The 26,465-nt window shown below is 71.2% G+C and carries 17 protein-coding genes and 1 pseudogene; 14 read left to right on the forward strand and 4 right to left on the reverse strand.

What is annotated here, in order from left to right; translation table 11 throughout:
* Positions 1 to 13: 13 nt before the first annotated feature.
* From WME83_RS45070 to WME83_RS45100, 7 genes and pseudogenes are all read left to right on the forward strand, one after another.
* Positions 14 to 844: an arylamine N-acetyltransferase gene (locus WME83_RS45070; RefSeq protein ID WP_437315889.1), complete on the forward strand. Its 831-nt coding sequence runs from the start codon at positions 14 to 16 to the stop codon at positions 842 to 844.
* 554 nt (positions 845 to 1,398) lie between these two features.
* Positions 1,399 to 2,910, forward strand: coding sequence for a hypothetical protein (locus WME83_RS45075; RefSeq protein ID WP_437315890.1), 1,512 nt, complete (start codon positions 1,399 to 1,401; stop codon positions 2,908 to 2,910).
* A 118-nt stretch (positions 2,911 to 3,028) separates the two neighbouring features.
* Positions 3,029 to 3,508: pseudogene (locus WME83_RS45080) on the forward strand (LysR substrate-binding domain-containing protein).
* Between the two features lie 1,110 nt (positions 3,509 to 4,618).
* Entirely contained in the window at positions 4,619 to 6,154 is a 1,536-nt protein-coding gene (locus WME83_RS45085) for an RICIN domain-containing protein (RefSeq protein WP_437315891.1), read from the forward strand.
* Between the two features lie 178 nt (positions 6,155 to 6,332).
* Entirely contained in the window at positions 6,333 to 7,781 is a 1,449-nt protein-coding gene (locus tag WME83_RS45090) for a non-reducing end alpha-L-arabinofuranosidase family hydrolase (protein WP_437315892.1), read from the forward strand.
* 606 nt (positions 7,782 to 8,387) lie between these two features.
* Positions 8,388 to 9,881: a hypothetical protein gene (locus WME83_RS45095; protein WP_437315893.1), complete on the forward strand. Its 1,494-nt coding sequence runs from the start codon at positions 8,388 to 8,390 to the stop codon at positions 9,879 to 9,881.
* 267 nt (positions 9,882 to 10,148) lie between these two features.
* Positions 10,149 to 11,753 (forward strand): M15 family metallopeptidase, encoded by a 1,605-nt coding sequence (locus WME83_RS45100; RefSeq protein WP_437315894.1) that lies wholly within the window; start codon positions 10,149 to 10,151, stop codon positions 11,751 to 11,753.
* Between the two features lie 55 nt (positions 11,754 to 11,808).
* On the opposite strand, the gene WME83_RS45105 is transcribed toward WME83_RS45100, so the two are convergent.
* Positions 11,809 to 13,401: a sensor histidine kinase gene (locus WME83_RS45105; protein ID WP_437315895.1), complete on the reverse strand. Its 1,593-nt coding sequence runs from the start codon at positions 13,399 to 13,401 to the stop codon at positions 11,809 to 11,811.
* Between the two features lie 66 nt (positions 13,402 to 13,467).
* Entirely contained in the window at positions 13,468 to 15,594 is a 2,127-nt protein-coding gene (gene metG / locus WME83_RS45110; protein ID WP_437315896.1) for a methionine--tRNA ligase, read from the reverse strand.
* A 144-nt stretch (positions 15,595 to 15,738) separates the two neighbouring features.
* On the opposite strand from metG, the gene WME83_RS45115 reads away from it, so the two are divergent.
* From WME83_RS45115 to WME83_RS45125, 3 genes are all read left to right on the forward strand, one after another.
* Positions 15,739 to 15,987, forward strand: a complete 249-nt coding sequence (locus WME83_RS45115) for a hypothetical protein (RefSeq protein WP_437315897.1) — start codon at positions 15,739 to 15,741, stop codon at positions 15,985 to 15,987.
* Positions 15,988 to 16,089: 102 nt separating this feature from the next.
* Positions 16,090 to 17,385 carry a phytoene desaturase family protein gene (locus WME83_RS45120; RefSeq protein WP_437315898.1) on the forward strand — a complete coding sequence of 432 codons (1,296 nt, stop codon included), beginning with the start codon at positions 16,090 to 16,092 and terminating at the stop codon, positions 17,383 to 17,385.
* A gap of 20 nt (positions 17,386 to 17,405) precedes the next feature.
* The gene (locus WME83_RS45125; protein WP_437315899.1) at positions 17,406 to 18,389 is read left to right on the forward strand and encodes a sigma-70 family RNA polymerase sigma factor; all 984 of its coding nucleotides are present in this window, start codon (positions 17,406 to 17,408) and stop codon (positions 18,387 to 18,389) included.
* Between the two features lie 163 nt (positions 18,390 to 18,552).
* Here WME83_RS45125 and WME83_RS45130 read toward each other — a convergent pair whose 3' ends face one another.
* Positions 18,553 to 18,885, reverse strand: a complete 333-nt coding sequence (locus WME83_RS45130; RefSeq protein ID WP_437315900.1) for a polyhydroxyalkanoic acid system family protein — start codon at positions 18,883 to 18,885, stop codon at positions 18,553 to 18,555.
* Positions 18,886 to 19,178: 293 nt separating this feature from the next.
* Here WME83_RS45130 and WME83_RS45135 point away from each other — a divergent pair, with 293 nt between their 5' ends.
* Genes WME83_RS45135 through WME83_RS45145 form a run of 3 tightly spaced genes read left to right on the forward strand, consistent with a single transcriptional unit; the run spans position 19,179 to position 23,467 of the window.
* On the forward strand, positions 19,179 to 20,240 hold the full coding sequence (locus WME83_RS45135) for a hypothetical protein (protein ID WP_437315901.1): 1,062 nt from the start codon (positions 19,179 to 19,181) through the stop codon (positions 20,238 to 20,240).
* 55 nt (positions 20,241 to 20,295) lie between these two features.
* The gene (rseP, locus tag WME83_RS45140) at positions 20,296 to 21,966 is read left to right on the forward strand and encodes an RIP metalloprotease RseP (RefSeq protein ID WP_437315902.1); all 1,671 of its coding nucleotides are present in this window, start codon (positions 20,296 to 20,298) and stop codon (positions 21,964 to 21,966) included.
* A complete protein-coding gene (locus WME83_RS45145) occupies positions 21,959 to 23,467 on the forward strand; it encodes an RsmB/NOP family class I SAM-dependent RNA methyltransferase (protein ID WP_437315903.1) in 1,509 nt (502 codons plus the stop codon). Before rseP ends, WME83_RS45145 begins: the two co-directional genes overlap by 8 nt.
* A gap of 72 nt (positions 23,468 to 23,539) precedes the next feature.
* Here the strand turns inward: WME83_RS45145 and WME83_RS45150 are convergent, their stop codons facing one another.
* Positions 23,540 to 24,988 carry an ATP-binding protein gene (locus WME83_RS45150; protein ID WP_437315904.1) on the reverse strand — a complete coding sequence of 483 codons (1,449 nt, stop codon included), beginning with the start codon at positions 24,986 to 24,988 and terminating at the stop codon, positions 23,540 to 23,542.
* A 119-nt stretch (positions 24,989 to 25,107) separates the two neighbouring features.
* Here WME83_RS45150 and WME83_RS45155 point away from each other — a divergent pair, with 119 nt between their 5' ends.
* Positions 25,108 to 26,439 carry a hypothetical protein gene (locus WME83_RS45155; RefSeq protein ID WP_437315905.1) on the forward strand — a complete coding sequence of 444 codons (1,332 nt, stop codon included), beginning with the start codon at positions 25,108 to 25,110 and terminating at the stop codon, positions 26,437 to 26,439.
* Positions 26,440 to 26,465 lie beyond the last annotated feature (26 nt).

Raw genomic sequence — 26,465 nt, forward strand, 5'->3', positions numbered from 1 at the left:
CGAGAGAATGAGCATGAGCGATGCCATCGACATGGAGCTCGTAGACACCGTGCTTGAGCGCTTCGGGCTGAAGGCGCGACCACCGCTGTCGCTTCAAGGCTTGAATGTTCTCTACAAGGCGTGGTGCAAGCACGTACCCTTCGACAACGCGCAAAAACGCCTGTATTTCCAGACGACGCATCAAGGGCCGCTGCCGGGCGGCAAGCCCAGGAGCTTCTTCGAGAGCTACCTCGAGCACGGCACAGGCGGGACGTGCTGGTCGACGAGCAGCGCATTCTACGCGCTGACGAAGGCCCTAGGCTTCTCGGTGCGCCTCGCCTCGGGCTCGGTGCTGGGGACGCCCGATCAGAACTTTCCGAATCACGGGACCGTCATCGCGACGATCGAAGGCGGTTCGTATCTCCTCGATACGTCGATGCTCTCCGAGCAGGCGTTGCCGCTCATCAAACGCGAATCGTCAGCGACGAGAGACCCAGTCTACGGGATCCGCGCCGAACCGCTCGGCGACGCCTGGAGGCTCTTCTTCAAGCCGGGGCACAGTCGAGATGAGCTGGAGTGCCAGCTTGAGCTCGAGGAGATCGACCATGATTTCCTGCTCGCGCGTTACGCATCGACGCGACAGGTGAGCCTATTCAACAAGGTCCTGTATGCGCGAAAGAACCTACCCGACGGCGGGATCATCACGATCGGGCGGGGGAAGCTGATCGTCACCGATCCACACAATCAGGTATCGGTCACGCCAGTTCTTGAAGAGAGAGACGCGTTGCTCATCGAGCGATTCGGCTTCTCCGAGGAGCTCGTGTCGCGCCTTCCGCAGGACGACGAGGGCGATTCACTCGGCTGACCACGCACCGCGCGCCGTAAGAGCGAGCCGCTGGTCGGCTGCGAGCGCCTCCCATTCGACGATCCGTTGCTCTGCTCCCGAGGGCCAAGCCCGGCCAGGCGAGCAGGCTGGGCATTCCCACCAGGCGCGGCGCCGTCCGTCCGGACGACACGGGCTTGACGGCAAGAGGGGGTTGCCCGCGCGGAGCCGGCAAGAAGTTGCCGGCAAGAAGTTGCCGGCGTCGAGCCAGCAAGCGCTTGCCGGCAAGAACTTTTCGGGGAGGCCCCACCGAGTGGCTCTTCCACGGCGACCGTGCCCTCGGACGCGCTTGGCCGGGTGGATCTGCGAGCGGCGGGATCTGCGCTTCGGGCGCAAGGCATGCGACGCCGCGGCCATGATGGGCGGGCGAGGCACCTGAGTTGCCGCTCCCGAAGCTCGGCATGGGGCATGCATCATCGCAATCCAACCGTGGTCATCGCCAGACGGTTGCGAGGCGGCTGCTTCGAATCGCACCGGACGAGGTTTAATATCTTGATGGCCCCTCGCCCTCTCACGCTCTCAGAAAGGACAAAAGAATGACCCGTCCAGCCGATACCGTCGATCCGGTCCCGCACTCCGCATGGCCCGAGCTCAAGCCTGTCACCAGCACCAAGCCGCCGGTCATGCCCGCAGCGTGGACGGCAACGGTCCTGCTTCACCCATTCAGCCCGCCGCAATCGAACGATCCGAACCCAAGCACACCATTCTTCGAGCTTTGCGTCGCCAGGCTCCTGTATCTCGAGGACACCTACTTCTCCGCGCAGATTACCGGCTGCAGCTCCGGCAAGACCTGGTGGTACATCATCACGCCGAACGAAACTTTGCTCCTCACCGGCGGCACGTGGGCCCCCGTGGACATGGGTTGGTCTCTGCCGAGCAACTGGTTCGGTAGCGAGATCGCGAACGCGGTGTGCTCCGGCTCGTCACCGCTGAACTGGATGAACGCCCAGACCGCCGACTGGTGGAGGGCCCCGGTGCCGAACGCTGATACTCCGGCTGCCACGTGGGTGTGGTTCGACTCCGCTACCGGCGCGCCCGTGCGGATGATGTTCGGTGTTGGTCCGAGACAGGGGCCGAACGTGGGCGACCCGATGCAGCTGGCCGTTCTCCAGATGTATTCGTTCAGTTACTTCGCCACCTTCAGCGCGGCTCCTGACGCGGACCATCCGCGAACCGTCGCGGAGTTGAAAGCGCACGGGTGGACATCGCCTTCGATCGACGGCTTCGCTATCGGCAATCCGAACGGCTACGATAACTTCGCCTGGAACGGAAACTTCGGCATGACGGCGTTCATGACGCCAGTCAACAAGACATACAATCCCTTGCCAACGAGGGTACTGTATGTCTGGAAGCCGGATGGCGAGTATTCGGTCTACTCGGACCGCGCGCAGAGCACTATGATGTGCTACGACTACAACCAGGGCAACGTGTCCGCGGTGCAGGCGCTCCTGACGGGACGCGTCCCCTACGGTGTCAAGCCTCCTCGCAACAGCCGCACCAGTCTTCTCATCGAATACCATCGTGATGGTCAGGCCCCGAGCTATACGGGCCCGCGCGGTGGATTCGACTTCCCGCAGCAACCGCCGGACTGGGTCTCGACGCGCAACGTACAGGGGACGATTCATGCCACAATCACCAACAACCAGGTGCTCTGTCCGAAGACGGTCGTGACCGTCTTCGCCGTGCTGTTCCCGCCCTCTCCACCGCATTACCCAGATTCGACGTACCTGTGGACGTGGTACGCACCGCAGAACGAGAGCGGGACGCAGAGCCGCCCCATCACGTTCATGCAATCGCAATCGGGCGTCAATGAGGGCACCAGCCTCGCGTTGGCCGACTACTTCTACTACCAGAGTTTCTCCGAACCGATCGATCCGGCCAATTTCAATTTTCCGGATCAATCCGAGCGCCTCGTGGTGAACACGCGCGCTGGCGAGGCGAAGCGGGTGTTGTGCTTCGTAGGACACACCTTCCCCGAGCCACCCATGACGATGTCGCTGACCTCCAGCGCTGCGGGGGCCAGCGACGCCCCCAGCGCGAGCATGTAGACCTCGTGGTTTGCGGGGCCCACGGCGACCCATCCCAGCAGGTCGCGCGCGCGAGCCCCCTGCCGCGGACTCCATGCCAGCCGCTCCCGCATCGTGCAGTTGACGTTGCGACGTCGCGATCCGGGCGGGCGCCCCGCCTCCCGCTACCACCGAGGTGGTCGCCCACGAGCCGATGACGTTCCGCCGCGTCGCCGTGGCCTCGCCCGCCTGCCTCGCGCGCAAGGGCGAGCCGCGCACGCCGGAGGCGCTCGCGAAGCACGACGCCCTGGCGCATGCGGTCGACGGCGCCGGCGACACGTGAGCCCTCGTGGCCGAGGAGCGCGCGGCGCGCGTCCGCGTCGACGTGAGCTTCCACAGCGACGCGCTGCACGCCATGCTCGCGCTGGCCGCTGGCGGCGCCGGCGTGGCGCTCTGGCCGGGCTGGCTCGTCGCGGAGCCCGTCCGCCGGCGGGCGCTCCGCGTCGTGCTCCCCGAATGGCGCACGGACGCCGTCGCCGCTCACGCCATTCGCCGGACGGCCCACCGCAGCGCGCCCCGGGTGCGCGCGCTGGTGGGGCCCCTCCGCGAGAGCTACGCGCGCGCCACGCCGCCGGCGTGACGCCGCCGGCGGGCGGATCTGGATTGACATCCGACATGTTAGCGCTCACAATCACCTCATCCTTCAGCTTTGCCCTGCGTGGGGGTTGTCATGCGCACCGCTATCTTCGTCACCGGGATCGATCTCGGCGCCGGCTCCGTTCGCTCGGTCGCCGCGGGCGCGTGCGATGGCGCGCTCGCGGGGGCGGCGGTCGCGCCCTACCCGCGCCGGGCGAAAGGTCGCTCCGCGACCCGCGCGCGCACCAGCTCCCCCGGCACCCGCTCGACCGATTGCGGAGCCTCGGCCTGCGCGCCGCGCGGCCCGAGCCCGCCTGGAAGCGATCGAGGGTCGTCGTGCCATGCCGGCCGGTCTGTCGGCCCTCACCACCTCGCGAAGGTGATTACGATGAAGCACAAGATTTTCACTCTGGTACGACCCTCCGTACCATAGCTCCCCTCGGCCGCTGGCAGGCGTTGGTGACCCTGGGGAGCCAGGGCAGCGTGCATCGGCCGAGACGGTGATACCACTGAGAGAGCGCAGGCTCCCACGACAGGGCCGCTGTGCAGCGCTCGTCTGTCCGCGCTGCTTCGATCAGCTCGAGTCGCCTCACGCCAGGAGGAGCCTTGTGCGGCCCCGCCAGGTGCGCGTCTCCTCGTCCATCTCACTCCAGCTCTTCGAGCGCGCTCTCGTGCCGAGCGCGGCCGGTGGACCGCTGATCGCGGGCGATTTCCGGCGCTATCCTCGCGCCTGGCGCGCCTGGCGATCGCGCCCGTCAATGACTCGACCCATGTCGGGATCAAACCACCATCGTGACTCCGCATCTGTGCATATCGCACCTTCGTGAGGCTCATCCCCGCTCGCGACGCACAATCGTCTTGACGAGCATGCCAGTCCGGAGCAAGAAATAGCCTCGACGCGCTGCCTGACGCGCATCGAACGAACTTATCCGCTCCGCGCGCATCTCGTGCGAGGTTCATCCGCAGCGGCAATGGCCAGCGCAGCGGCAACGGCCAGCGCGGCGGCCCCTCGGGGGCCTTCAGCGCGCGCCGAGCGACCCCGACCCACGCGAGGGCAGCGTCGAACGGTGGGAAGATTCTAGTTTCACTTACTTAACAGGAAGAGGAGAACAAGATGAGATTTGGAACGATGCAGGCCTTGCTTGCGGCGGCGACGGGTATCCTCGCCGTGTCGTGCGTCGTCGACCCCGAGGAGGCGTACGACGCCGAGACCGAGGAGGGGGGGTCGCTCGACGGCGCCATCACGATCGACACCGGCGCGGTCTACACGATCGCCGGCGTGCAGAGCGGAAAGTGCGTCGAGGTGGCAGGAGGCAGCACCGCTGACGGAGCGGCCTTGCAGATCGCCACCTGCAACGGCTCGACGCGGCAACAGTTCCGCGTGGAGTCGGCAGACGGCGGCTACTACCGCATCCGCAACGTGGCCAGCAACCGCTGCCTCGACGTCGCGGGCGCCTCCACCAGCGACGGCGCCCGCGTCCAGCAATACTCCTGCTGGAACGGACAAAACCAGCAGTGGTCGTTCACGGACGTCAACGGCGGCGTGCGTCTCACGGCGCGCCACAGCGGCAAGTCCCTGGACGTTGCCGGCAGCGCGGACGGCGCAGCCCTCCAGCAGTGGGGCTGGGCGAACGGCAACAACCAGAAGTTCTCGCTCCGGACCGGCGGCGGCGGGGGTGCCTCGAGCAGCAGCTCCAGCAGCTCCAGCAGCTCGGGCGCGGGCGGCTCCGGCGGCTCCGGCGGCTCCGGCGGCGGTGGCGGCGCGGGCGGCGGTGGCGGCGGCGCCACCGGGGCGAAGTTCGTGGGCAACATCACGACCAGCGGTGCCGTGCGCGACGGCTTCTCGAGGTACTGGAACCAGATCACGCCCGAGAACGAGGGCAAGTGGGACGCCGTCGAGCGGACGCGCGGGAACAAGAACTGGGCAGCGCTCGACCGGATCTACAACTACGCGAAGGCGAACAACGTCATCTTCAAGCAGCACGTGTTCGTGTGGGGGGCCCAGCAGCCGAGCTGGATGGCGAGCCTCTCCGGGTCGGAGCAGCAGGCGGCCGTGAAGGACTGGATGCGGTCGTTCTGCGCGCGCTACCCGGACACGAAGTACATCGACGTCGTCAACGAGCCGCCGCCCCACACGACGCCTTCCTACATCAACGGCATCGGCGGCGCAGGCGCCAGCGGCTGGGACTGGATCGTCAACTCCTTCAAGTGGGCGCGCGAGTACTGCCCGAACGCGGTCCTGATCCTCAATGATTACAACAACATCGAGTACGAGAACGATCACCAGAACTTCATGCGGATCGCGCGGGCGGTGATCAACGCGGGCGCCCCGGTCGACGCCCTCGGCGCGCAGGCCCACGACGCTTACAAGATCAACACGAACACCGTGAAGGGGTACATCGACAAGCTCGCCTCGCTCGGCAAGCCCGTGTACATCACCGAGTACGACATCGGCATCGCGGACGACAACCGGCAGAAGCAGGTGATGGAGGAGCAGTTCAAGATGTTCTGGAACCACCCCGCCGTCCCCGGCATCACCCTCTGGGGTTACATCGTCGGCGCCACCTGGAGGGACAACACCGGCCTCCAGCATTCGAACGGCACCATGCGGCCGGCCATGAGCTGGCTCATGAACTTCCTCGGCCGCTGACGGTTCGTAGGGAGCGACCGCTGCACCCGCAGCGCGTCGATACATCGAGCTGACGACGCGACAGAGGGCGCAGAGCGCATCGACGACCGATGCCTCTGCGCTCTCTTCGCTCGCCGTCGCAGCGTCGAGCCATCGACAGACTCACGCAGCGCAACCTTGGAAGGACGAGGAGAACGACATGAGGTTCGTATCCAGACACGCCTTGCTCGCCGCCGCGACCGGCGCCATCGCCGTGTCGTGTGTCGTCGGCCCGGAGGAAATTGAGAGCGATAGCGAGGAGGCCGGCTCGCTCGAGGGCGCCGCCGCCATCGCCAACCCGACCTGGTATGTGGACGCGCCGATCTTGTACAAAGCCAAGGCGGAGCCCTACGACCACTACGCCGTCAAAGATCCGACGATCGTGTATTCGGGCGGCAAATATCACATGTTCTACACCGGCGCCAACGCCAGCGGCGGATGGCAGATGCTGTATTCGTCCGCGACGACGATGGAGGGCTTCCGGACCGCTCCGCACATCTATTTGAGCAAGATCGGCGAGAGCTATTTCTGCGCACCGCAGGTGTTCTACTTCGAGCCGCACAACCTGTGGTACCTGGTCTACCAGGATGGGAAACACGGCGCGGCCTATGCCACGACCTCGAACATCGCCGACCCCAATTCGTGGTCCGGCCCGAAATCCCTGGGCGCCTCCGGCAACATGGGCTGGGATTACTACGTGATCTGCGACGATGCCAGCTGCTACCTGTACAACACCCCTGACGACGGCTCGCGCAGGCTCTACGTGCGCAAGACGGCGCGGGGGAGCTTCCCGGGCGGCTGGGGATCACCTTCGGTGGCCATCACCGATACGTTCGAAGGCGCGCACGTCTACAAGTCGCTCGCCGACGGCCAGTACTACCTCATCGTCGAAGACCTCAAGGACAACCGGTATTACGAGCTGTGGACGTCGACGAGCGCCGGCGGGCCGTGGCGGCAGATCTCCGAGAAATGGGCCTGGCGCGGCAATCTCGTGTATAGCGCAGATCGGTGGACCACGAGCGTCTCCCACGGCGAGCTCATCCGCGCCGGCGTCAACCAGAAGCTCGAGATCAACGACATCAACCGCGTCGACTTCCTCATCCAGGGGAACCTCAACCTGTCGGGTCCCCCTTACCAGCAGCTCCCCTGGGATCTCGGCGTCATCCGCAACTACGCGGCCGGCTCGACCACGACGCCGGTCGGCACCATCCGCCAGCTCCAATCCTACAACTTCCAGAGCCGGTACCTGCGCCACCAGGGCTTCCGCGCCCGGATCGATGAGGCGGTGTCGCCGATCCAGGACGCGCAGTTCCGCGTGGTGCCTGGGCTCGCCAGCTCGAGCGCCGTCTCGTTCGAGTCGGTGAACTTCCCCGGCCGCTTCCTCCGGCATCGCGGCGGCGAGGTCTGGCTGGACACGAACGACGGGTCGTCCGGCTTCCGGGGCGACGCCACCTGGCATCGCCGCCCCGGCCTGGCGAACAGCGGCTGGTCGTCCTTCGAGTCCTACAGCGCTCCCGGGCAGTACATGCGGCACTCCGGCTTTCTGATGATCGTCGGCACGGTGTCCGGCAGCGCCCAGCAGGCCGACGCCACGTTCCGCGAGCAATGAGGCGCCGGCGGCCCGCAGGCCGCGGAGGGAGCATGGCCCTTCGCGCCCTCGAGGGTGGGAGCCACGACCGCCCAGCTCGAGGTGACCGCGGCGACGACGGGTTCACGCTGGACACGTTGACCCTCGACGTCGTGGTCTGACGCCACGCGCCCGACCGCGAGGCGCAGCGGGCCGTCGACCCCGCCGGCCCGCCCGACCGGCTGCGCCTCCTCAATCTCGCCAAGGACGCCGAAGCGCGCGCCGCCTCCCGGGGCGCGCTCGCAGCGAAGCGCGCCCCCGTTGCCGCTCCAGCCAGCGCGCCGCGACGGCCAGGCCGAGCCCCGCGCCCGCGTGGGATCGGGGTCCGTCAGGGCCTGAATCGCGCGCGCCCACACCCACACATCAAGGCGTTCGCCGCACAACAACCATACACTTTCACACGCCAACACACCCCTACGCGCCGGGATCGTCACAGAGACTCCATGATCACGTGATGCGAACCACTTTACATACAGATATTCCTTATTTAGAACAGGCGCCCACGCCCGGCGTTCCAGCCAGGGCGTTCGTGCCGCGTGCTCCAGCGGGCATGGAGCCGCGCCACGCGAGAAAGGTGCCTCCTTATCCATGCAAAGAACATCGTACCTGTGCGCACTGGCCAGCCTCGCGATCGGGGCTTGCACCCACGACACCGGGACCTCGGGGTCCGGGGATGACGGCCCGCTCGGCGAGGCGGCGCAGTCGCTCGTCACCGATTGCGATTACTTGAATCCGACGCTCTGGCCGCCGCTCCCGCTGCCCGTCGACTTCGACCGCGAGCTGCTCATCCGCGATGTCGCCGTCGTCGACGACGTCTGCCGCACCACGTGGTCGGGCTCCTGTCCCTCCGGCGGCACCCCGGCCGCGTGGACCTTCGGCATGCTCATGCGCCAGATGGCCGGCGCGACGCCCGTCCACGAGTTCGTGGCCGAGTGGCTGCACGCGTGGGAGGTGCCGAACGTCGTCAACGGCTTCCCCGTGCCGGCGCGGCCGGGCATCCGGCCCACGCTCATCGACCCGTGGCTCATCGCCAGCGGCTGCGCCCCGGGGGCGCCCATCGTCGGCCCGGGCGCCTGTCCGCTCGACATCACGCAGGCGCCCTTCCGCCTCCTCGCGATCCTCAACCGCGCCGATCTGCAGGACCCCTCCCCGCTCTACGGCGGCCCGCCGAGCGCCGGCGAGGTGCGCTTCGTCTTCGGCATCGTCGATCTGCCGAGCGGCGGCCCGCTCCCGGCCACGGTCATCCTCGAGTACGGCCTCCCGTCGCAGCGCGGCGGGGCTCCTGCCACGACCTTCGACTGGGCCAACGCCTTTCACAAGCTGAGCGACCCGTCCCTCGGGCCGATCGGCTCGCCCGCGTACCTCGCTTACCTCGAGTCGCTGCTCACCGACATCACCTCGCCGGGGGCAGAGCCCAGCGCCCCCAATTTCGGCAGCGCCATCGCCCAGGTGCGCACCAACGAGATCATCTTCGGGCCCGACTGGAAGCTCCGCGAGAGCACGCTCCAGCAGGTCGGCCTCGGGCCGAACGCCATGCTGCTCCTGCCGGACACGACCAAGCAGACGCCGGACGACAGCCTGAACGCGTCGGCCGCGCTCGACGGCTACCTCGACGCCAACGCGCTCTGGACCGGCTCGCCGAACCTGATCGACTTCACCCAGACGCCGGTCCCGGTCCCGCTGCTCGGCGGCGAATCGACCTCGCCCCCGCCCCCGCCCGCGCCGGGGCCGTTCTGGGATCACACCGCGACGACGCCGCTCCAGCCCATCGAGCGCCACCATTTCGCGCTCGCCACGTGCAACGGCTGCCATAGCCCGACCGAGCTGGCGACGCCGTTCACGCACATCGACCCGCGCCCGCCGGGCGCGCAGTCCGGCCTCTCGCCGTTCCTCTCCTCACCGCCCATCCCCGCCGGCGGGCCCGTCGGCCTGCCCGCCCCGGGCACCGAGCTCACCGTGCCGGATCCCGCGGGCACGGGCGCCGTGTTCTCGTACCACGAGCCGTGGCGCCGGGTCTGCGAGACGACGCGGATCCTCAACGGTGTGACCGTGCCGTTCACGCGGGCCAACGGCGCGCACTGACGGAACAGCACCCCCTCGATCTCGGCCGGCACCCCCCGGCCGCTGTCCTCCGCGCCCATCGAACCGGGAAGCCGGCGCAGTCGGTGCATTCTCCGAGCGCAAAGGTTGCGCCTCCAGCGCCACCTCGGGCCTCGCCGCGCCGGCTCTCTTCAGACTTCAGGTTTCGTCGCCCTGGCACGGCGCGTGAAAGCGCGCCTCCCGCGGCTGCTGCTTCCGTCGTCCCGCGTAGCAGGAGGCCGTACGGCCCTCGACGATTGGAGACATCGAATGATCACCCGCGTGCTGCAACGAGGCTTGCGCGGCGACGACGTCGCCGAATGGCAGTTGTTCCTCATCGGGCAACGGCTCGATCCCGGCCTCGCGGACGGCATCTTCGGCGCTGGCACGCTGACCGCCACGCAGGCCTTCCAGACCGCCCATCACCTCGATGCGGACGGCAAGGTCGGCCGCCATACCCTCGCCCGCGCGCTCCAGCTCGGCTTCGGCTCGCTCCACGATCCCGAGGACCAGGAAGAGAGAGGCCCGAACTGGCCTCCCCGCCCCGACGATCTGCCCACGATCGGCCTCGCGGCGCGGCAGGCGCTGTTCGGCAAATTCGACTACGCGCCCGATCCCCACCCGCAGGAGCGCGAGCGCATCCGCGTGCTCGGCTCGTGGGCGCAGGACAACATCGTCACGATCGAGGTGCCGCAGCTCGTCGGCAAGAAGCGCGCGGCCCCGAAGGGGCGGGTGACCTGCCACCGCCTCGCCGCGGACCAGATCTGCGCCCTGTTCGCGGCCTGGGAGCGCGCGGGCCTGCTCGACCGCGTGCTCACGTGGGATGGCTGCTATAACCCGCGCTTCGTCCGCGGCAGCGACAGGACCCTGAGCCAGCACGCGTTCGGGTCGGCGTTCGACATCAACGCAGATCAGAACGGTTATGGCGTGGAGCCGGCGCGCGTGGGCAAGCCCGGCTGCGTGCGCGAGCTCGTCCAGATCGCCAACGAGCTCGGGTTCTTCTGGGGAGGGCACTTCTCGGGCAGGCTCGACGGGATGCATTTCGAGATCGCGCGCCTCATGGAGGTGGCCCCCCCGATCTCGCTCCCGGTCCCGGGCGCGCGCCCGCTCGCGGCGCCCGCGGACGCCGACACCGCCGGTCCCCGGATCCTCGCGGGATCGGCGTTCTACGACCGGATCCGCTCGCTCGCGGGGCAGCCCCGGGAGGACGCGATCCACGAAGCGATCACCTCCGGATCGACGCCGGATTTTCTACAATCGTGGCAACCCGTCCATCTCTCCGCGGTCGACGCGCAGGGCGTGTCGCACACGGGCGTCGTGTACGTGCAGCCGGACTACCTGTGCGTGGGGACGAACGAGGACTTCTTCCGCGTCCCCATGGCGCCGCTGGCCGCGCAGCGGCTCGCGGACGCCCTCGGCTGCGTCCTGCCGACGACGAAGCTCGTCGATCGAATCCACGCGCAAGCCGCGCTGCGCCTCGTGCCGCGGTCGCTCCCGCCCCACCCGGAGATGACGTCGACGCCCTACTTCAAGCGGCACGATGATCTCGTCGAGGCCCAGCGCGCAGGCCGCGCGATCGGATCGCTCGTGGCCGGGCACAAGAAGGACGTGGTGATCACGAACCGCCTGCTCTGGCGACCCAGGCGGGTGGCCATCTACGGCTGGCATTCGCCGAACGGCGCGCCGATCCAGCCCCTGTCCACGGCCCACGACGAGACCTACGCCGATTACAGCCACGGGATCCGGCTCGTGAAGGCCACGATGGTCGTCGACGGCAAGGACATGGCCGTGGCGGACGTGCTCCGCGATCCCAGGCTGCACGCGCTGCTGAGCGACGAGGGGCCGCTGCGGATCACGGCCTACGGGCCGAGGTAGCGATCACGGCGGATCCACGAGACGAACGCACGCCTTCCCCGGCGGGCGCGAGGGATCAGACCGCCGCCTCCGCCGCCCTCGCGGGCCACCGCGCCTCGAAGCGCGCGCCGCCTCCGGGGGCGCGCTCGTAGCGCAGCGCGCCCCCGTGCCGCTCCAGCCAGCGCGCCGCCACGGCCAGGCCGAGCCCCGTGCCCGGGTGCTTCGCGTCGCGCCCCCGCCCCGTCACGAACGGCTGGAACAGCCTCCCCTCGATCTCGGCCGGCACCCCGGGGCCGTTGTCCTCCACGCGCACGAACACCGAGCCGCCCTCGCGCGCGACCACCGCCCGGATCCGCCCCTCGGCGACGCCGTCGAGCGCGATGGCCGCGTTCTGCAGCAGCGCCGTCGCGACGTCGAGGAAGGCGCCGCGGTCGGCCTCCACGAAGATCGGTCCGCCCGCCTCGGGCGCGATCTCGATGGGCGGCGCGCCCTCGCCGACGATCTGCCGGACGTGGCTCGCCGCGAGGCGCAGCGTGGAGAGCGCGTCGACCTCGCTCACCTCGAGCGGCCGCGGGCGGCTGTAGCGGAGCAGGTCGTCGAGGAACCGCCTCGCCCGGTCGACCTGGCCGCGCAGCGAGGCCACGGTCTCGGGCCTCGCGCCCTGGCGCTCGAGCAGCTTCGTCTGCGCGGCGATGACCCCGAGCGGATTGCGGATCTCGTGCGCCACCGCGCTGGCGAGGCGCCCGAGCTCGGCGAGCCGCTCGGCCTGGTCGGCGCGCACCTCGACGCGCTCGATCTCGTCGGCGAGGTCGCGGACGCCGATGGGCCGCTCGAACAGCCGGCGCCCGAGGTGCTCCACGACGAGCATGCGCAGCGGATCGGACGGGAGCGCGACGAGGAAGATCACGAAGACGAGCCAGGGGAGCGACGCGCCGCCGCCGGGCGCGAGCGCGGGCAGGACCTTGAAGAAGACCATGAGCCCGAGCGACGAGACGAGCGCCGTGAGGCCGGCGTAGGCGAGCCCCTGCGCGAAGACGCGGCGCGAGCGCCCGAGCTCGCCGATGAGCGCGGCGTAGGCCACGAGCAGGATGGCGAGGAGCAGGACCGGCGCGCCGAGGAGCACGTCCCCGAGCCCGTGCACGCGAAGCACCACGAGGAAGCCGCCGCCGAGCGTCGCGAGCACGCTGCCGAAGAAGAGCGCGGCGATGCGCCGCCGCAGGAGGCCCTGGGCCGCGAGCGCCGCGCGCCCGATCTGGACCTCGAGCGCGATCGCGGCGGCGCCCATGACGGCGGCGAGCGGGAGGAACAGCGGGCCCGGCGAGCGGGCGGCGGGGCCGTAGAGCAGGCGCGGGGAGACGGCCCCGAGCAGCGCCACCGCGGCGCTGACGGCGTAGGCCACGGCGACGGGGCGGCGCGAGGCGCCGGCGACGTCGGCGTAGGCGTGGGCGAGGCCCGCGGCGACGATGATGCCGCTCGGGAGGACGCGCTCGGCGAGGGCGACCGTGCCGTCGGTCTCGAGCAGGATGAGGCCCGTGACCCAGAAGGCGAGGAAGAAGCAGAGGGCGACGAGGCCGCGGCCCACGTTGCGCCCGAGGCGCAGCGCGGTGACGCCGACGGTCACGGCCACGGCCCAGAGCGGGTAATAGGCGAGGGCGACCAGGGGTCTCATGGGGCCTCGGCGATCCGGAGGCCCGCACGATAACGCTGGAGACAGCGGGGAAGCGAGGTGCTCGCCTCAGTGCACCCGCATCCCCGGCTTCGCCCCCGAGTCGGGCGCCAGGAGGTGCACCGTCTCGTCCCCCGCCGCGAGCACCATCCCCTCGCTGAGGCCGAACTTCATCTTCCGCGGCGCCAGGTTGGCGCACACGATAACGAGCCTCCCGATGAGATCCTCGGGCTTGTAATACGCCTTGATCCCGGCGAACACCGTCCGCCGCGCCTCCCCGCCGAGCGAGACGGTCAGCTTGAGCAGCTTCTTCGCCTCGGGCACGTGCTCCGCCGCGACGATGCGCGCCACGCGCAGGTCGACCTTGGTGAAGTCGTCGATCGTGCACTCCGGCGCGAGCGGCTCCTTGGCGAGCGCCGCGCCGTCGTCCTCGGCGGCCGCGCCCCCGCCCGCCGCCTGGCCCGCGGCGGCTGCCGCCCCCGCCTCCGGCGCCCCCGCCGCCGCTGCCACCGACGCTCCCGCCGCCGCCGCTCCCGCCGCTCCCGCCTGCGCCGCCGCCTCCTCGGCCGGACGGCCCTCCGCGATCATCTTCTCCACCGCACCCGGATCGACCCGCTTCATGAGGTGCTCATACGCGGCCACCGGCGTCCCCACAAGCGGCGTCTTCGCGAGCTCCCACCGGTCCATGGGGCCCCCGAGCAGCCGCGCCACGTCGTCGGCGAGCTTCGGCAGCACCGGCGCCAGGTAGATCACGATCTGCCGGAACAGGTTGAGCGCCACGGTGCACACGGCCTGCACCTCGGCCTTCTTCTCCGGCTGCTTCGCGAGCGCCCACGGCTGCATCCGATCGACATACTCGTTCGCCCGATCCGCCAGCGACACGATGATCCTCGTCGCCCGCGCGTAATCGAACGCCGCATACGCCGCCCCGATCGCGTCCGCCTCCGCCGCGGCCGCCGCGAACAGCCCACCGTCGTCCGGATAGACCGCCGACAGGCCCGTCTGGGCCACGAAGCGCGACGACCGGCTCGCCAGGTTCACCACCTTGTTCACGAGCTCGGCGTTCACCTTGTTCACAAGCTCTTCCAGGTTCAAATCGATGTCGTCGACCTTCGAGCTCAGCTTGCTCGCGTAGTAATAACGGAGGTACGCCGGGTCGAGGTGCTTCAGGTACGTCGAGGCCAGCACGAACGTGCCTTTGCTCTTCGACATCTTCTCCCCGTTCACCGTGAGGAACCCGTGCACCTGCACGCGGGAAGGCAGCGAGAAGCGCGCGGCCCGCAGCATCGCCGGCCAGAAGAGCGTGTGGAAATAGACGATATCCTTCCCGATGACGTGGACGATCTCCGTCTCCTCGGATCGCCACCAGTCGTCGAACGCCTCGCCCTCCCGGTCGCACCACTCCTTGCTCGCGGCCATGTACCCGATCGGCGCGTCGAACCAGACATACCAGTAGTTCCCGGGCGCGTCGGGGATCTCGAACCCGAAGTACGGCGCCGGGCGCGACACGTCCCAATCGCGGAGCGGCTCCGACAGGAAGTGGCCCGCCAGGTAGTTCGCGATCTCCTTCGGCATCCGCCCCTCGCCCTGCGTCCACGTCGAGAGGAACGGCCGCTCCGGCTCGATGGCCACCATGAGGTGCTGCGCGCTCCGCACCTCGGGCCGCGCGCCCGTGAGCGCGCTCCGCGGCTCGACCAGATCCGTGGCGGCGTAGGTCGAGCCGCACCGGTCGCAGCTGTCGCCGTACTGGTCCTCGGCCCCGCACTTCGGGCAAGTGCCCTTGACGAACCGATCCGCCAGGAACATGCCCTCCTTCGGATCGAAGAGCTGCGTGACGTCCTTCGTCGTCACCATGCCGCGCTCGCGCAAGGACGCCCAGATCTGCTCGCACAGCGCCCGGTTCGCGGGAGAGTTCGTGCTGCCGTAATGGTCGAACCGGATCTGGAACGCCGCGAAATCGCGCTGGTGCGCCGCGCTCATGTCGGCGATGACGTCGGCCTCGCTCCGCCCCTCCTGCCGCGCGCGGATCATGATCGCCGTGCCGTGGGTGTCGTCGGCGCACAGGTAAATGCACCGACGCCCGGCCATGCGCCAGTAGCGCGCGAAGATGTCCGTCTGCGTGTACTCGACGAGGTGGCCGATATGGATGTGCCCGTTGGCGTAGGGGAGCGCGCTGGTGAGCAGGAGCCTCTTCATGCTGCGCCGGACTTTGCACGAGATCCCGGCCGGAGGCGAGCGCCGATGCGGCCCGGCGCGCGGGCTGCTGCGCGGCCAGCAGCCCGCCGCCCCGCGCGGATACGACTCCGGGCCTCGGCCGAGATCCAGCCTTTCGGGACGATCGTGGAGTATCCGCGCTCGCTCGACGAGGCGGCAAGCGCCGAGACGCTCACTCCGATCCTGACCGGCGCCCCCGTCCTCCGCGATCTCCACGAGAAGCACCGCTGGCAGGTGTCCGGGCCGACCTTGCACCCGCCGCGCCTGCGCCCCGATAAGCACCTCGAGGAGCCGACGGCGCCCATCGACCTGCTCGGCGACGCGCGGTTCGTCTCCGCGCCCCTCGTCGACACGCCCCTCGTCCGCGCCACCTGAGCCCCGGCCCGCCTCCCCTCCGGGCCCGCCCCGAAAATCGACCGGCCGCGCGTAACCTTTCCGCACCCCCGATCGTGATACCGCCAGGAAAGGGGAACTGTAATGGAACGCACAAAAGATGTGGTGGTGGTCGGCGGCGGGCTCGCGGGCCTCGCCGCGGCGGCGTACCTGGGGCGGGCGGGCCGGTCGGTCGCCGTAATCGAGAAGGCGCACGCGCCGGGCGGCCGCGCCGTCACGCAGGAGAGCCACGGCTTCTCGCTGAACCTCGGCGCCCACGCGCTCTACCGCGGCGGGCCGGCGCACGAGGTGCTCCGCGAGCTCGGGGTCCGGTACACGGGCGCGCCGCCGCCCGGGTCGGGCGCGCTCGCGCTCGACCGCGGCGCCCTCCACACCCTGCCGTCCGGCGCCCTGTCGCTCCTCACGACGGGCCTCTTCGGCCTCGCCGCCAAGCTCGAGGTGGGCCGCGTCCTCGGCGGCCTCGCCGCGATGCGCCCCGCCCCGCTCGACGCGGTCCCGGTCTCGACCTGGCTCCGCGACGCCTTCCGGACGCCCGAGGTGCGCCGCTTCGTCGGCATGCTCGTCCGGCTGACGACCTACTGCGCCGACGCCGATCGCCAGAGCGCCGGCGCCGCGCTCGGCCAGGTGCAGCTCGCCCTGAGCCAGGGCGTGCTCTACCTCGACGGCGGCTGGCAGACGCTCGTCGACGGCCTGCGCGCCGCCGCGGCGGCGGCCGGCGTGGAGATCCTCACGGGCGTGCGGGCGACGCGCGTCGCCGCCGAGGGCGGCGCCGTCTCCTTCGTGGAGCTCGCGAACGGCGACCGCCTCCGCACCGGCGCCGCGCTCGTCGCCGCGAGCCCGCGCGCCGCCGCCGCGCTCGCGCCCGACGTCCCGGCGCTCGCCGCGTACGCCGAGCGCGCCGTCCCGGTCCGCGCCGCGTGCCTCGACGTCGCGCTGTCCCGGCTGCCCCGCCCGCGCTCCCGCGTCGTGCTCGGCATCGACCGCCCCCTCTACCTGTCGCTCCACTCCGAGGTCGCGCGCCTCGCCCCCCAGGGCGGCGCCCTGTTCCACGCCGTCCAGTACGGCCCCGAGCTCGCCGGCCGCGACCCCGAGCGCGAGCTCGAGGACCTCCTCGAGCGCGCGCAGCCGGGCTACCGCGACGCGCTCGTCGAGCGCCGCTTCCTGCCCTCGCTCGTCGTCTCCAACGCCGTGGTCGCCGCGGAGGGGGGCGGCACCGCGGGGCGCCCCGGCGTCCGCGTCCCCGGGGTCGACGGGCTCTACCTCGCGGGCGACTGGGTCGGGCCGGCGGGCATGCTCGCCGACGCGAGCCTCGGCAGCGCGCGGGACGCCGCCGCGGCCCTCATCGCGCGCGCGCGATGGACGCTCGACCGCGCGGCGTGACGGGGTTACCCGGGCGATCCATGAGCAGCTCCACGGCCTCCTCCGCTGCGCGCGCGGCGCTCGCCCCGCCGCCGAGCTTCGTCGCCGCGAGCTACCGCGAGCACGAGCGCTTCCTCTGGGCCCTCTGCTACCGGCTCACCGGCAGCGCCGCCGACGCGGACGACATCGTGCAGGAGACGTTCGTCCGCGCGCTGGAGCGCCCGCCCGCGCGCACGGACGAGCCCGTCCGGCCGTGGCTCGCGCGCGTCGCGCTCAACCTCGGTCGGGACGCCCTGCGGCGCCGCAAGCGCCGCCCCTACGACGGCCCGTGGCTCCCCTCGCCCATCGAGACGGAGCCCGAGCCGCCGTCGTTCGAGATCCCGGGCAAGGACGGCACCGAGGGCCGCTACGATCTGCTCGAGAGCGCGTCCTTCGCGTTCCTGATCGCGCTCGAGGCGCTCACCCCGCAGCAGCGCGCCGTGCTCCTGCTCCGCGACGTCTTCGACTACTCGGTGCAGGAGACCGCCGACGCGCTCGGCCTGTCGGAGGCGAGCGTGAAGACGACGCACCACCGCGCCCGCCGCGCCCTCGAGCCGTACGAGCGCGAGCGCTGCCGCCCCTCGCCCGAGCTGGTCGAGCGGTCGGGCGCGGCGCTCGCGCGCTTCCTCGAGACCCTGGCGACGCAGGACGTCGCCGCGATCGAGGCCCTGCTCAGCGAGGGGGTCCGCGTCGTCAGCGACGCGAACGGCGAGTACAGGGCCGCGCGCCGGATCGTCGTCGGCCCGAGCCGGGTCGCGCGGCTCTTCGTCGGCCTGCTGCGGCACGAGGGCGGCGGGGACCTCCGCTACGAGAGCCGCCTGCTCAACGGCCTCCTCGGCCTCGTCGTCGAGCGCGGAGCCCCCGTCGACAAGGCGGCGCCTCGGTACGTCATCCGCTGCGACGTCGACGCGCGCGGCCGCATCACGACCATCCACCTCGTGCTCGCCTCGCAGAAGCTGACGGCCGTCAGGGCCATCGCGCGGTGAGCGCCGCGGCGAGATCGAGGGCGCGCGGCGAGGAGACAGCCCCTGCCGGCCGAGCACTGGAGTGAGTCATGTTGCGAGGCGTGCTTCGGCCGGCGAAGTGAATTCTGTCGCACCAACATAGCGCCGGCGGACGCTCATGTCCACGGCGGATCAGGCCGCTCGCTCAGGCGGTCTTGCCCCCGCCCTGCGCCCGTTCCTTGTGCGCCTGTTCGATGAAGTGGCGAACCTCTTTATCGATGGCGGCGATCGCAACTCCCTTGAACGGGCGCAGGAGGAACGGCACGTCGAGATCGACGTCCACGGCGCCGGGGCGCAGCTCCATGCTGCCCTTCAGCTTGACCCCCTTCACCGAGAAGCCGAGCTCGGCGCGCTTCTCGTCGCGCCACACGAGGAACGGCTCGTACTCCGCGTACCGCTCTCGGTACTGCGCGATCGCTCGTTCGGTGGCCACCTTCGCCTCGCTGTCGTTCAGGTCGTGCTCAATCGTGTGCTTCATGATGGGACCTCGCAGTTCGTTGGGGGGCACATCGCGAGAACCGGCCCGGGGACCGTCCGCCGGGGGCGTCCGCTCGCGGGCGCGGCGCCCGGCCGATTTCTATCGGTGAGATATCACGGATGCGCGGGGCTCGCGGGCCTCCGGCGCGCGATTGACTCACTTCTGTGCTCTGTGGCATTTCGCCACGAGGCGGAATTGCAGGTTTTTGTGAGCTCTCGCGCGTGTGCGTTGGGCTCGTGCGCATGCGGCGCGACGGACCGGCGGCGGGCATCGGCGATGCAAAGCGCCCTCTCATGCGTGCGCGAGGCGCTCGATCCGGCGGTGTCCTGGGGCTCCTCACCGCGCTCTGTCTGGTGCTCGGCGCCGGCGGGTGCGCCCTGCCCACGCGGATCACCTCGGTGGACGCGGAGGTGGCCCGGGTCCAGACGCCGGCGGCGATCGACGAGGGGCTCCGCAAGCTGGAGGAGGCGGAGACCCAGCGGCGCGTCGCGCGGATGATGGCGAGCCCGGAGATCAGGGCGGCGCAGCGGCAGCTCGTCGCCGGGCTGATCGACGGCACGCTCGGCGCGCTGAGCGAGGAGGACCGGGCCGCGCGCATCGACGCGCTCACCGCGCAGTACGCGCGGGGGGTCGTGCGGAGCGCGATGCGCGGGGCGCTCGACGGGGCGCTCGACGAGGACGGCCGGCGCGAGCTCCAGCGCGCGGCGGGATCGCTGGTGGAGGCGAGCGTCCAGCAGCTCAAGGAGAGCCTCGGCGAGGCCGATCTCGGCCCGTCCGTGGCGGCGGCCATGCGCGAGCAGCTCGGCCCGGCGCTCCAGGCGGTCATCGCCGAGAACCTCGGCCCCGGGGTGGCGTCGCTGCTCGGCAGCGAGGAATTCCAGCGCGCGCTGGGCAAAACGGCGCGCGTCGTCGGCCGCGAGATGGTCGCCGGCGCGAACGACGCGCTCATCGAGGCGCAGCAGCGGGGCGAGCGGCGGGACGACTCGATGCTCTCGCGCATCGGCCACCTCGCCGATCAGGGCGCGCAGCTCGTCAGCACGATCACCTGGCTGCTCGGCGCGGCCGCGGTCGCGCTCGCGGTCTGGGTGACGATGCTGCTCGTGCAGCGCAAGCGCTACCGCGCCGAGATCGAGCGGCGCGCGCGGGCGCGCCTGCTCCTCGAGGCGATCGAGGCGACCGAGGGCAAGCCCTGGTCGGACGAGCTGCTCGCTGCGCTCGAGGACCGCTTCCGGACCGACGAGGAGGCCGCCGAGCTCACGCTCCGCCGCGCCCGGCGCAGGGTGCTCGGGGCGCGCGCCCGCGCGAACGGCGCGGGCCGCGCCGACGGCGACCTGCCGAGGCCGCCGCCCCGCTGAGCCGTCGCTCCCCAGTGGTCACCGCGCCCGGCCTCGCGTAAAGAGAGCCGCCGCCGTGGACCTCCTGTATTTCGCGCTGCTCTGCTCCGTGCTCATCTTCGTGCACGAGCTCGGCCACTTCGTGTGCGCGAAGATCTTCGGCGTGAAGGTCCTCACCTTCTCGATCGGCTTCGGCCCCCGGGTGCTGCGCTTGCGGGGCCGGGAGACGGAGTACTGCATCGCGCTCCTGCCCCTCGGCGGCTTCGTGAAGATGCTCGAGGAGAACCGGCAGGAGGCGGTGCTCCCCGAGGATCGCAAGCGCACCTTCGAGTCCCAGGCGCTCTGGAAGCGCGTGATCATCGTCATGTCCGGCCCGGCGATGAACGTGCTCTTCCCGGTGCTCCTCTATTTCGCCGTCTTCATCGGGGAGAGCCGCTTCGTCCCGCCGACGGTGGGCGTGGTCCTGCCGGGGCACCCGGCCGAGGGCAGGCTGTTCCCGGGCGATCGCATCCTCGAGGTGGACGGCGAGCGCGTCAGCACCTTCGCCGAGCTCCACCGCATCGTCGCCAAGAGCCCGAACCAGGAGCTCCGGCTCAAGGTGTTCCGCGACAAGGAGCACGTCGAGGTCACGGTCGTCCCGGAGGAGAAGGTCGTCCAGAAGCCGCTCGAGATCGTCGATCGGGTGGGCGAGATCGGCATCAAGCCGAGCCGCCCTGCCGCCGTGGTCGGCGTCTCGCGGCCCGACTCGCCGGCGTTCCGCGCCGGGCTCCGCACCTTCGACGTCGTGACCGAGGTGCGCGGCACGCCGGTGAAGACGTTCGCCGACCTGGAGCTCGCGCTCGAGGAGAGCCGCGGCGCCACGGTGCCGGTCACGTACCTGCGCCCGGTGCCGGTGCCGCACGCGCTCGGCGGGCTGGCCGAGCTCGCCGTCTACGAGTCCGGCGTCGCCGCGCTGACCCCGGAGAGCGGCCACGGCGATCTGCTGGCGCGGACGGGCATCGAGCCGGCCGATCTCTACGTCGCCGAGGTGCCCGTGGGCTCGGCCGAGTGGGACGCCGAGCTCCGGCCGGGCGATCGCATCACCGAGGTCGACGGGGTCGAGGTCACCGCCTGGTCGACGTTCGTCGAGCGGCTGTTCGCGGCGCCCGACCGGCCGCACGTGATCACCTGGCAGCGCTCGGGCCAGCGCAAGAGCGGCACGATCGAGCTCCGGCGCGAGGACTGGGTCGACGAGTACGGCCAGCACCGCCCGCGCTTCTACCTGCGCGCGTCGAACTGGTCGCCGATGGTGGCCGAGCCCTACGTCGAGAGCCCGTCCGCGTTCCGGTTCGCCCTGGAGAGCGCCATCGACGAGACGTACGACGTCATCCGGTTCATCGTGGTCGGGATCGTCCGCATCATGGAGGGCAAGGTCAGCATCTCCACGCTGGGCGGCCCCATCACGGTGTACGACGTGATCGGCGAGGAGGGCGCGAAGGGGGTCAGCTATTTCGTCTGGGCGATGGCGGTCATCTCGATCAACCTTGGGCTCATCAACCTCCTGCCCATCCCCGTGCTCGACGGCGGTCACCTCCTGTTCTTCACGTTCGAGGCCGTGCTGCGGCGCCCGCTGCCGCTGCGCGTCCGCGAGATCGCGAGCCTGGTCGGGCTCATGGTGCTCATCGGTCTGATGGGCATCGCGTTCAAGAACGACGTCGAGCGCCGCTGGGACGTGATCCAGGGGCAGTTCAAGGAGCTCGTTGGCTGACCGGGCGCAACGCGACGGGCGCGGCGGGCGCGACGGGGGCGGCGCCGCGGGGCGCTCCGGGGAGAGCGCCGCGCGCGCGGTGGCCGCGCGCGTGCTCGCGCGGGTGTGGGGCTCGGACGCGTTCGCGTCGGCGGCCCTCGACGCCGAGCTGCGCCGCGCCCCGGCGCTCGACCCGCGGGACGTGGGGCTCGCGACCGAGCTCGTCTACGGCGTCCTGCGCGCGCAGGCGGCGCTCGAGGCGCGGATCGCCGAGCTCGCCGCGAAGGGCCGCTGGACGGCGGATCCGCTGGTGCGCGCGCACGTGCTGATGGGCGCGTACTCGCTGTGCTTCCTCGATCGCGTCCCCTCGTTCGCGGCCGTCTCCGAGGCGGTGGACGGCGCCCAGGCGGCCGGTGGGCCGCGCGTGGGCGCGTTCGCGAACGCCGTGCTGCGCAAGGTCGCGGCGGCGGTGGAGGCCGGCGGTCGCCCGCCGCTCGCCGACGCGGTGGTCGCCTCGGCGCCGGGGTGGCTGCGGGGCGCGCTGCGCCGGTCGCTCGGCCGCGCTGCGGCCGAGGCGTTCCTGTCGGCCGGCCCGGTGCCGCCGCCGACCGGCCTTTGCCTTGCGCCGGGCGAGGACCGCGACGCGTGGCTCGCGGCGCTGCGGGGCGCCGCGCCCGCCGCGACGTTCGAGGCGGGGCGCGTCTCGCCGGCCGCGATCGTCGCGCGTGGGGCGGGCGATCTGCGGCGGCTCCCGGGCTTCGGCGCGGCGTGGATCGGCCAGGAGGAGGGGGCGCAGGCGCTCGCGTTCGCGCTCGGCGCGCGGCCTGGCGAGCGCGTGCTCGACGCTTGCGCCGGCCGGGGCAACAAGTCGTGGCTCCTGTCGCGCGCGGTGCTCCCCGGGGGCGCGGTGGACGCGGCGGACCTGTATCCCGCGAAGCTCTCGCAGCTGCGCGCGGCGCTGAGCGCGCCCCCGGCGAGCTCGGAGGGCGCAGGCGCCGAGGGCGGGGGCGCCGAGGGCGCAGGCGCCGAGGTCGGGGGCGCGGGCGCGCGCGGCGGGCTGGAGCGGGCCGCGGCGTTCGTCCGCGAGACGTACGCCGTCGACTGGACGGTGGGCCCGGGCGACGTCCCCGAGGGCTACGACCGGGTGCTCGTGGACGCGCCCTGCTCCGGGGTGGGCACGCTGCGGCGGCGCCCGGAGATCGCGCTCCGGCGCGCGGCGGACGACCTCCCGCGCCTCGCCGACCTGCAGGTCGCGATCGCGCGCCGCGCGGCGACGCGCGCCCGGGACGGCGGGCGGCTCGTGTTCGCGGTGTGCAGCGTGCTGCGCGAGGAGTGCGAGGCCGTGGCGGCGCGGCTCGCGGGGCCGGCGGACGACGACCTCGGCGTCCGGCTCGAGCCGGCGCCGTTCGACGCGGAGCTCGCGCGGGAGCTCGCGGGGGGCGGGGACGCGTTCCGGCTCTTGCCGCACGTGCACGGCACGGACGGGTACTTCGCGGCGATGTTCGTCGTGCGGCGGCGGTGACGGCGCGCTCGCGCCCATCGCCTTGCACGGCCCGTCGACGCAGCGGAGAGCGCCTTCGGACGGGCCTTCCGGTCAGGCGCGGAGGACCGTGACCCGGCGCCCCGACGGGGTGAGCGCCTCCTCAAAGCGGGTGCCCGACTCGGGGTCGGCCCCGGGCCGGCGGTCGAAGATCACCACGACGCCGGTGTCGAGGGACAGCCCGTCGAGATAGGCGTCGATCTGGGTGAGCGCCTTCGGCAGCGGGTCTTTCTCGCCGGCGCGCCACACCTTGAGCTCGATCGCCTCCCGCTGCCAGGCGCGCTTGCCGTCCTCCCCGGCGTAGGGCCAGCGCACGAGCAGGTCGATGCGGCCGCGGCCGACGCCGTACTCCCGGTCCACGTGGCCGCCGCCGTTCACCACGCGCTGCAGGTACGCCATGAGCACGAGCTGCGGCGCCACCTCGTGGTAGGGCATGCGGCCGGCGAGCACCGCGCCGTGCTCGCGCCAGAACGCGGCGAACTCGCGCAGCAGGCGCTCGACGTCGAAGCGGCCGTCGGGCCGGACGAACGCGCGCGGCTCGACGGCGATGGCGTCCTCGGCGGGGCTCGCGAGGACGCGGACGATCACCTCGCGGTAGATCGGGTTGGCGATCCGGAGCGGCCTGTCCGGCGCGACCAGGCCGAGGTCGCGCACGTAGCTCGCGTCGTCGTCGTACGTGTCGCCGCCCGCGAAGCCTCCCTCCAGCAGCGGCTCGAGGACGCGGCGCACGCGCGGCTCCATCAGGCGCGCCACCAGGGAGTCGAGGTGGGTCGCGCGGGCGAGGATGAGGCGCTCCTTCGCTTCCTCGACGTGCGCCGCCGTGATCGCCTCGCCCGGGGGCACCCGCATCTTCTCGACGATCTCGCGGCCCATCGCGTTGACGAGCCACGGCTGGCCGCCGGTGAGCTCCACGGCGCGGGCGATCGCCGCGTCGGTGACCGGCTGGCCGGTCTCCTCGGCGTGCTGCCCGTAGAGCGCGCGCACCTCGTCGCGCGTGAAGTCGCCGAGGCGGATGGACTCGACCTTGACGTTGAACGGGCTGCTGGTCCCGAGCCGCGACGGATCTCCGCCGCTCTGGGCCTTGTCGTCCCGCACGTCCCTGAGGCCGCAGAGGACGACGGAGGCGGGGAAGTGATCCGGCCGCTCGGGGAAGCCCGACCTGAGCTGGCGCAGCACGCTGAGGAGCCCTTGACCGCGGAGCGCGTCGATCTCGTCGAAGAAGAGCGCCAGCGGGCGCGGGCACGCCTCGGCCCACGCGCGGAGCGCCGCCACGAGCAGGCCGGTGTCCGAGGCCGGCGGGAACGGCGGCGGGCGGAGCTCGGCGGGCAGCGCCTGCTCGGCGCGCTGGCGGATGGTGTCGAGGATGGCGCGCTGGGCCGCCGCGTAGTCGTCGCCCGCCGTCTCCCGCGGGTGGTGGATCAAGGATCCACCCAAGGTGAACCGATTAAGCACGGCGGCCGAGGAAACCGCCCGGGAGACGTATCCAGTCACCATGTAACCCATCGAAACAATTACATATCCCGGCCAACGACCGACCCCGACGGTGCCGTGGTCTGCCGCTTGCTCCTTGGCACCGACAGCCAACCTTCCCGGGTGGCTGCGAACTTAGAGGAGATTCTCTTATGATGAAGGCAAGTGTAACCTGGGCGCGCCGCGCGCTCCCTGGTCTCCTGTCCGTGGCCGCCGCGGCCTGCACGGCGGCCACGGACGCCGGCGATCTCGGGACCGACGACGTCGGCGCGGAGGAGAGCGCCGCTGTCGGCGATCAGTGCCCTGCGCCGAACGGCGGCATCTCGTGGAACGACAGGCACCGCTTCATGTACGGCGTGAACTACGCATGGAGCCAGTTCGGGGGCGATTTCGGCGGGATCGCCAGATGGAACGTGCGGGGCGTCGCCGCGGCGCAGGGCGAGCACGCCGCGAACCTCGCGGACATGCGCGCGCACGGCGCGAACGTCGTCCGCTGGTGGGTGTTCCCGGAGTTCAGGGGAGAGGGCGTCCGCTTCGACGGCGCCGAGACCCCGCTCGGGCTCGGCGGCACCGCCGTGCAGGACCTGCAAAAGGCCCTCGAGCTCGCGGAGCGCGAGGACGTATATCTGATGCTCTGTCTCTTCTCGTTCGACAACTTCCGGCCGAGCCATGACACCTCGGGGATCCACATCCCGGGCCTCGCGCCGATCGTCAGGAGCACGAGCAAGCTCGACAGCCTCATCGCGAACGTCGTGCGCCCCCTCGCGCGGGCCGCCGAGGCGAGCCCTTACAAGGACCGGCTGATCGCCTGGGACGTGATCAACGAGCCGGAGTGGGCGATCACCGGCCGGAACCCGTACGGCGACGAGGCCTATACGCCGACGAGCGGGCTCGACGCGGTGAGCCACGCGGAGATGGAGCGCTTCGTCTCGCGCGCGGCCGACGCGCTCAAGGCCGAGAGCTCCGCGCTGGTGACGGTGGGCGGCGCGGCGGCGAAGTGGGCGAAGGCCTGGTCGCGGGTCGACATCGATTTCTACCAGTTTCACATCTACGACTGGGTGAACGAGTGGTGGCCGTACTACCTCTCTCCCGAGGAGCTCGGCGTGGGCGACAAGCCCGTCGTCATGGGCGAGTTCCCGATCGGCAGCCTGAGCGGCGTCCCGTACCAGCAGCTCGTCGAGAGCTTGTACGAGAACGGCTACGCCGGCGCCATGGGCTGGGATTACGGCACCGCGACGGGCGCGCAGCTCGACCAGATGCGCGACTTCGCCTCGCGGCATGCATGCGAGACCGACTACTCCGCGGGCTACGGCGAGGTCGGAGGCGACGGGACCAGCACCGGAAGCGGGACCGGCTCCGGCGGCGGCACGTGCACCGATACCCCGCCCAGCAGCCAGTACACCTGTGCTCAACAGGCAGGCTGGGGCAAATGCCATGAACCCTGGATGCAAGGGTTCTGCAACGACACCTGCGGCCGCTGCTGACACCGCATCGTCACGGCTCATCCCTG

This window comes from Sorangium sp. So ce385, assembly GCF_051474135.1.
In the GTDB taxonomy this organism is placed as follows: Bacteria; Myxococcota_A; Polyangia; order Polyangiales; family Polyangiaceae; genus Sorangium; species Sorangium cellulosum_D.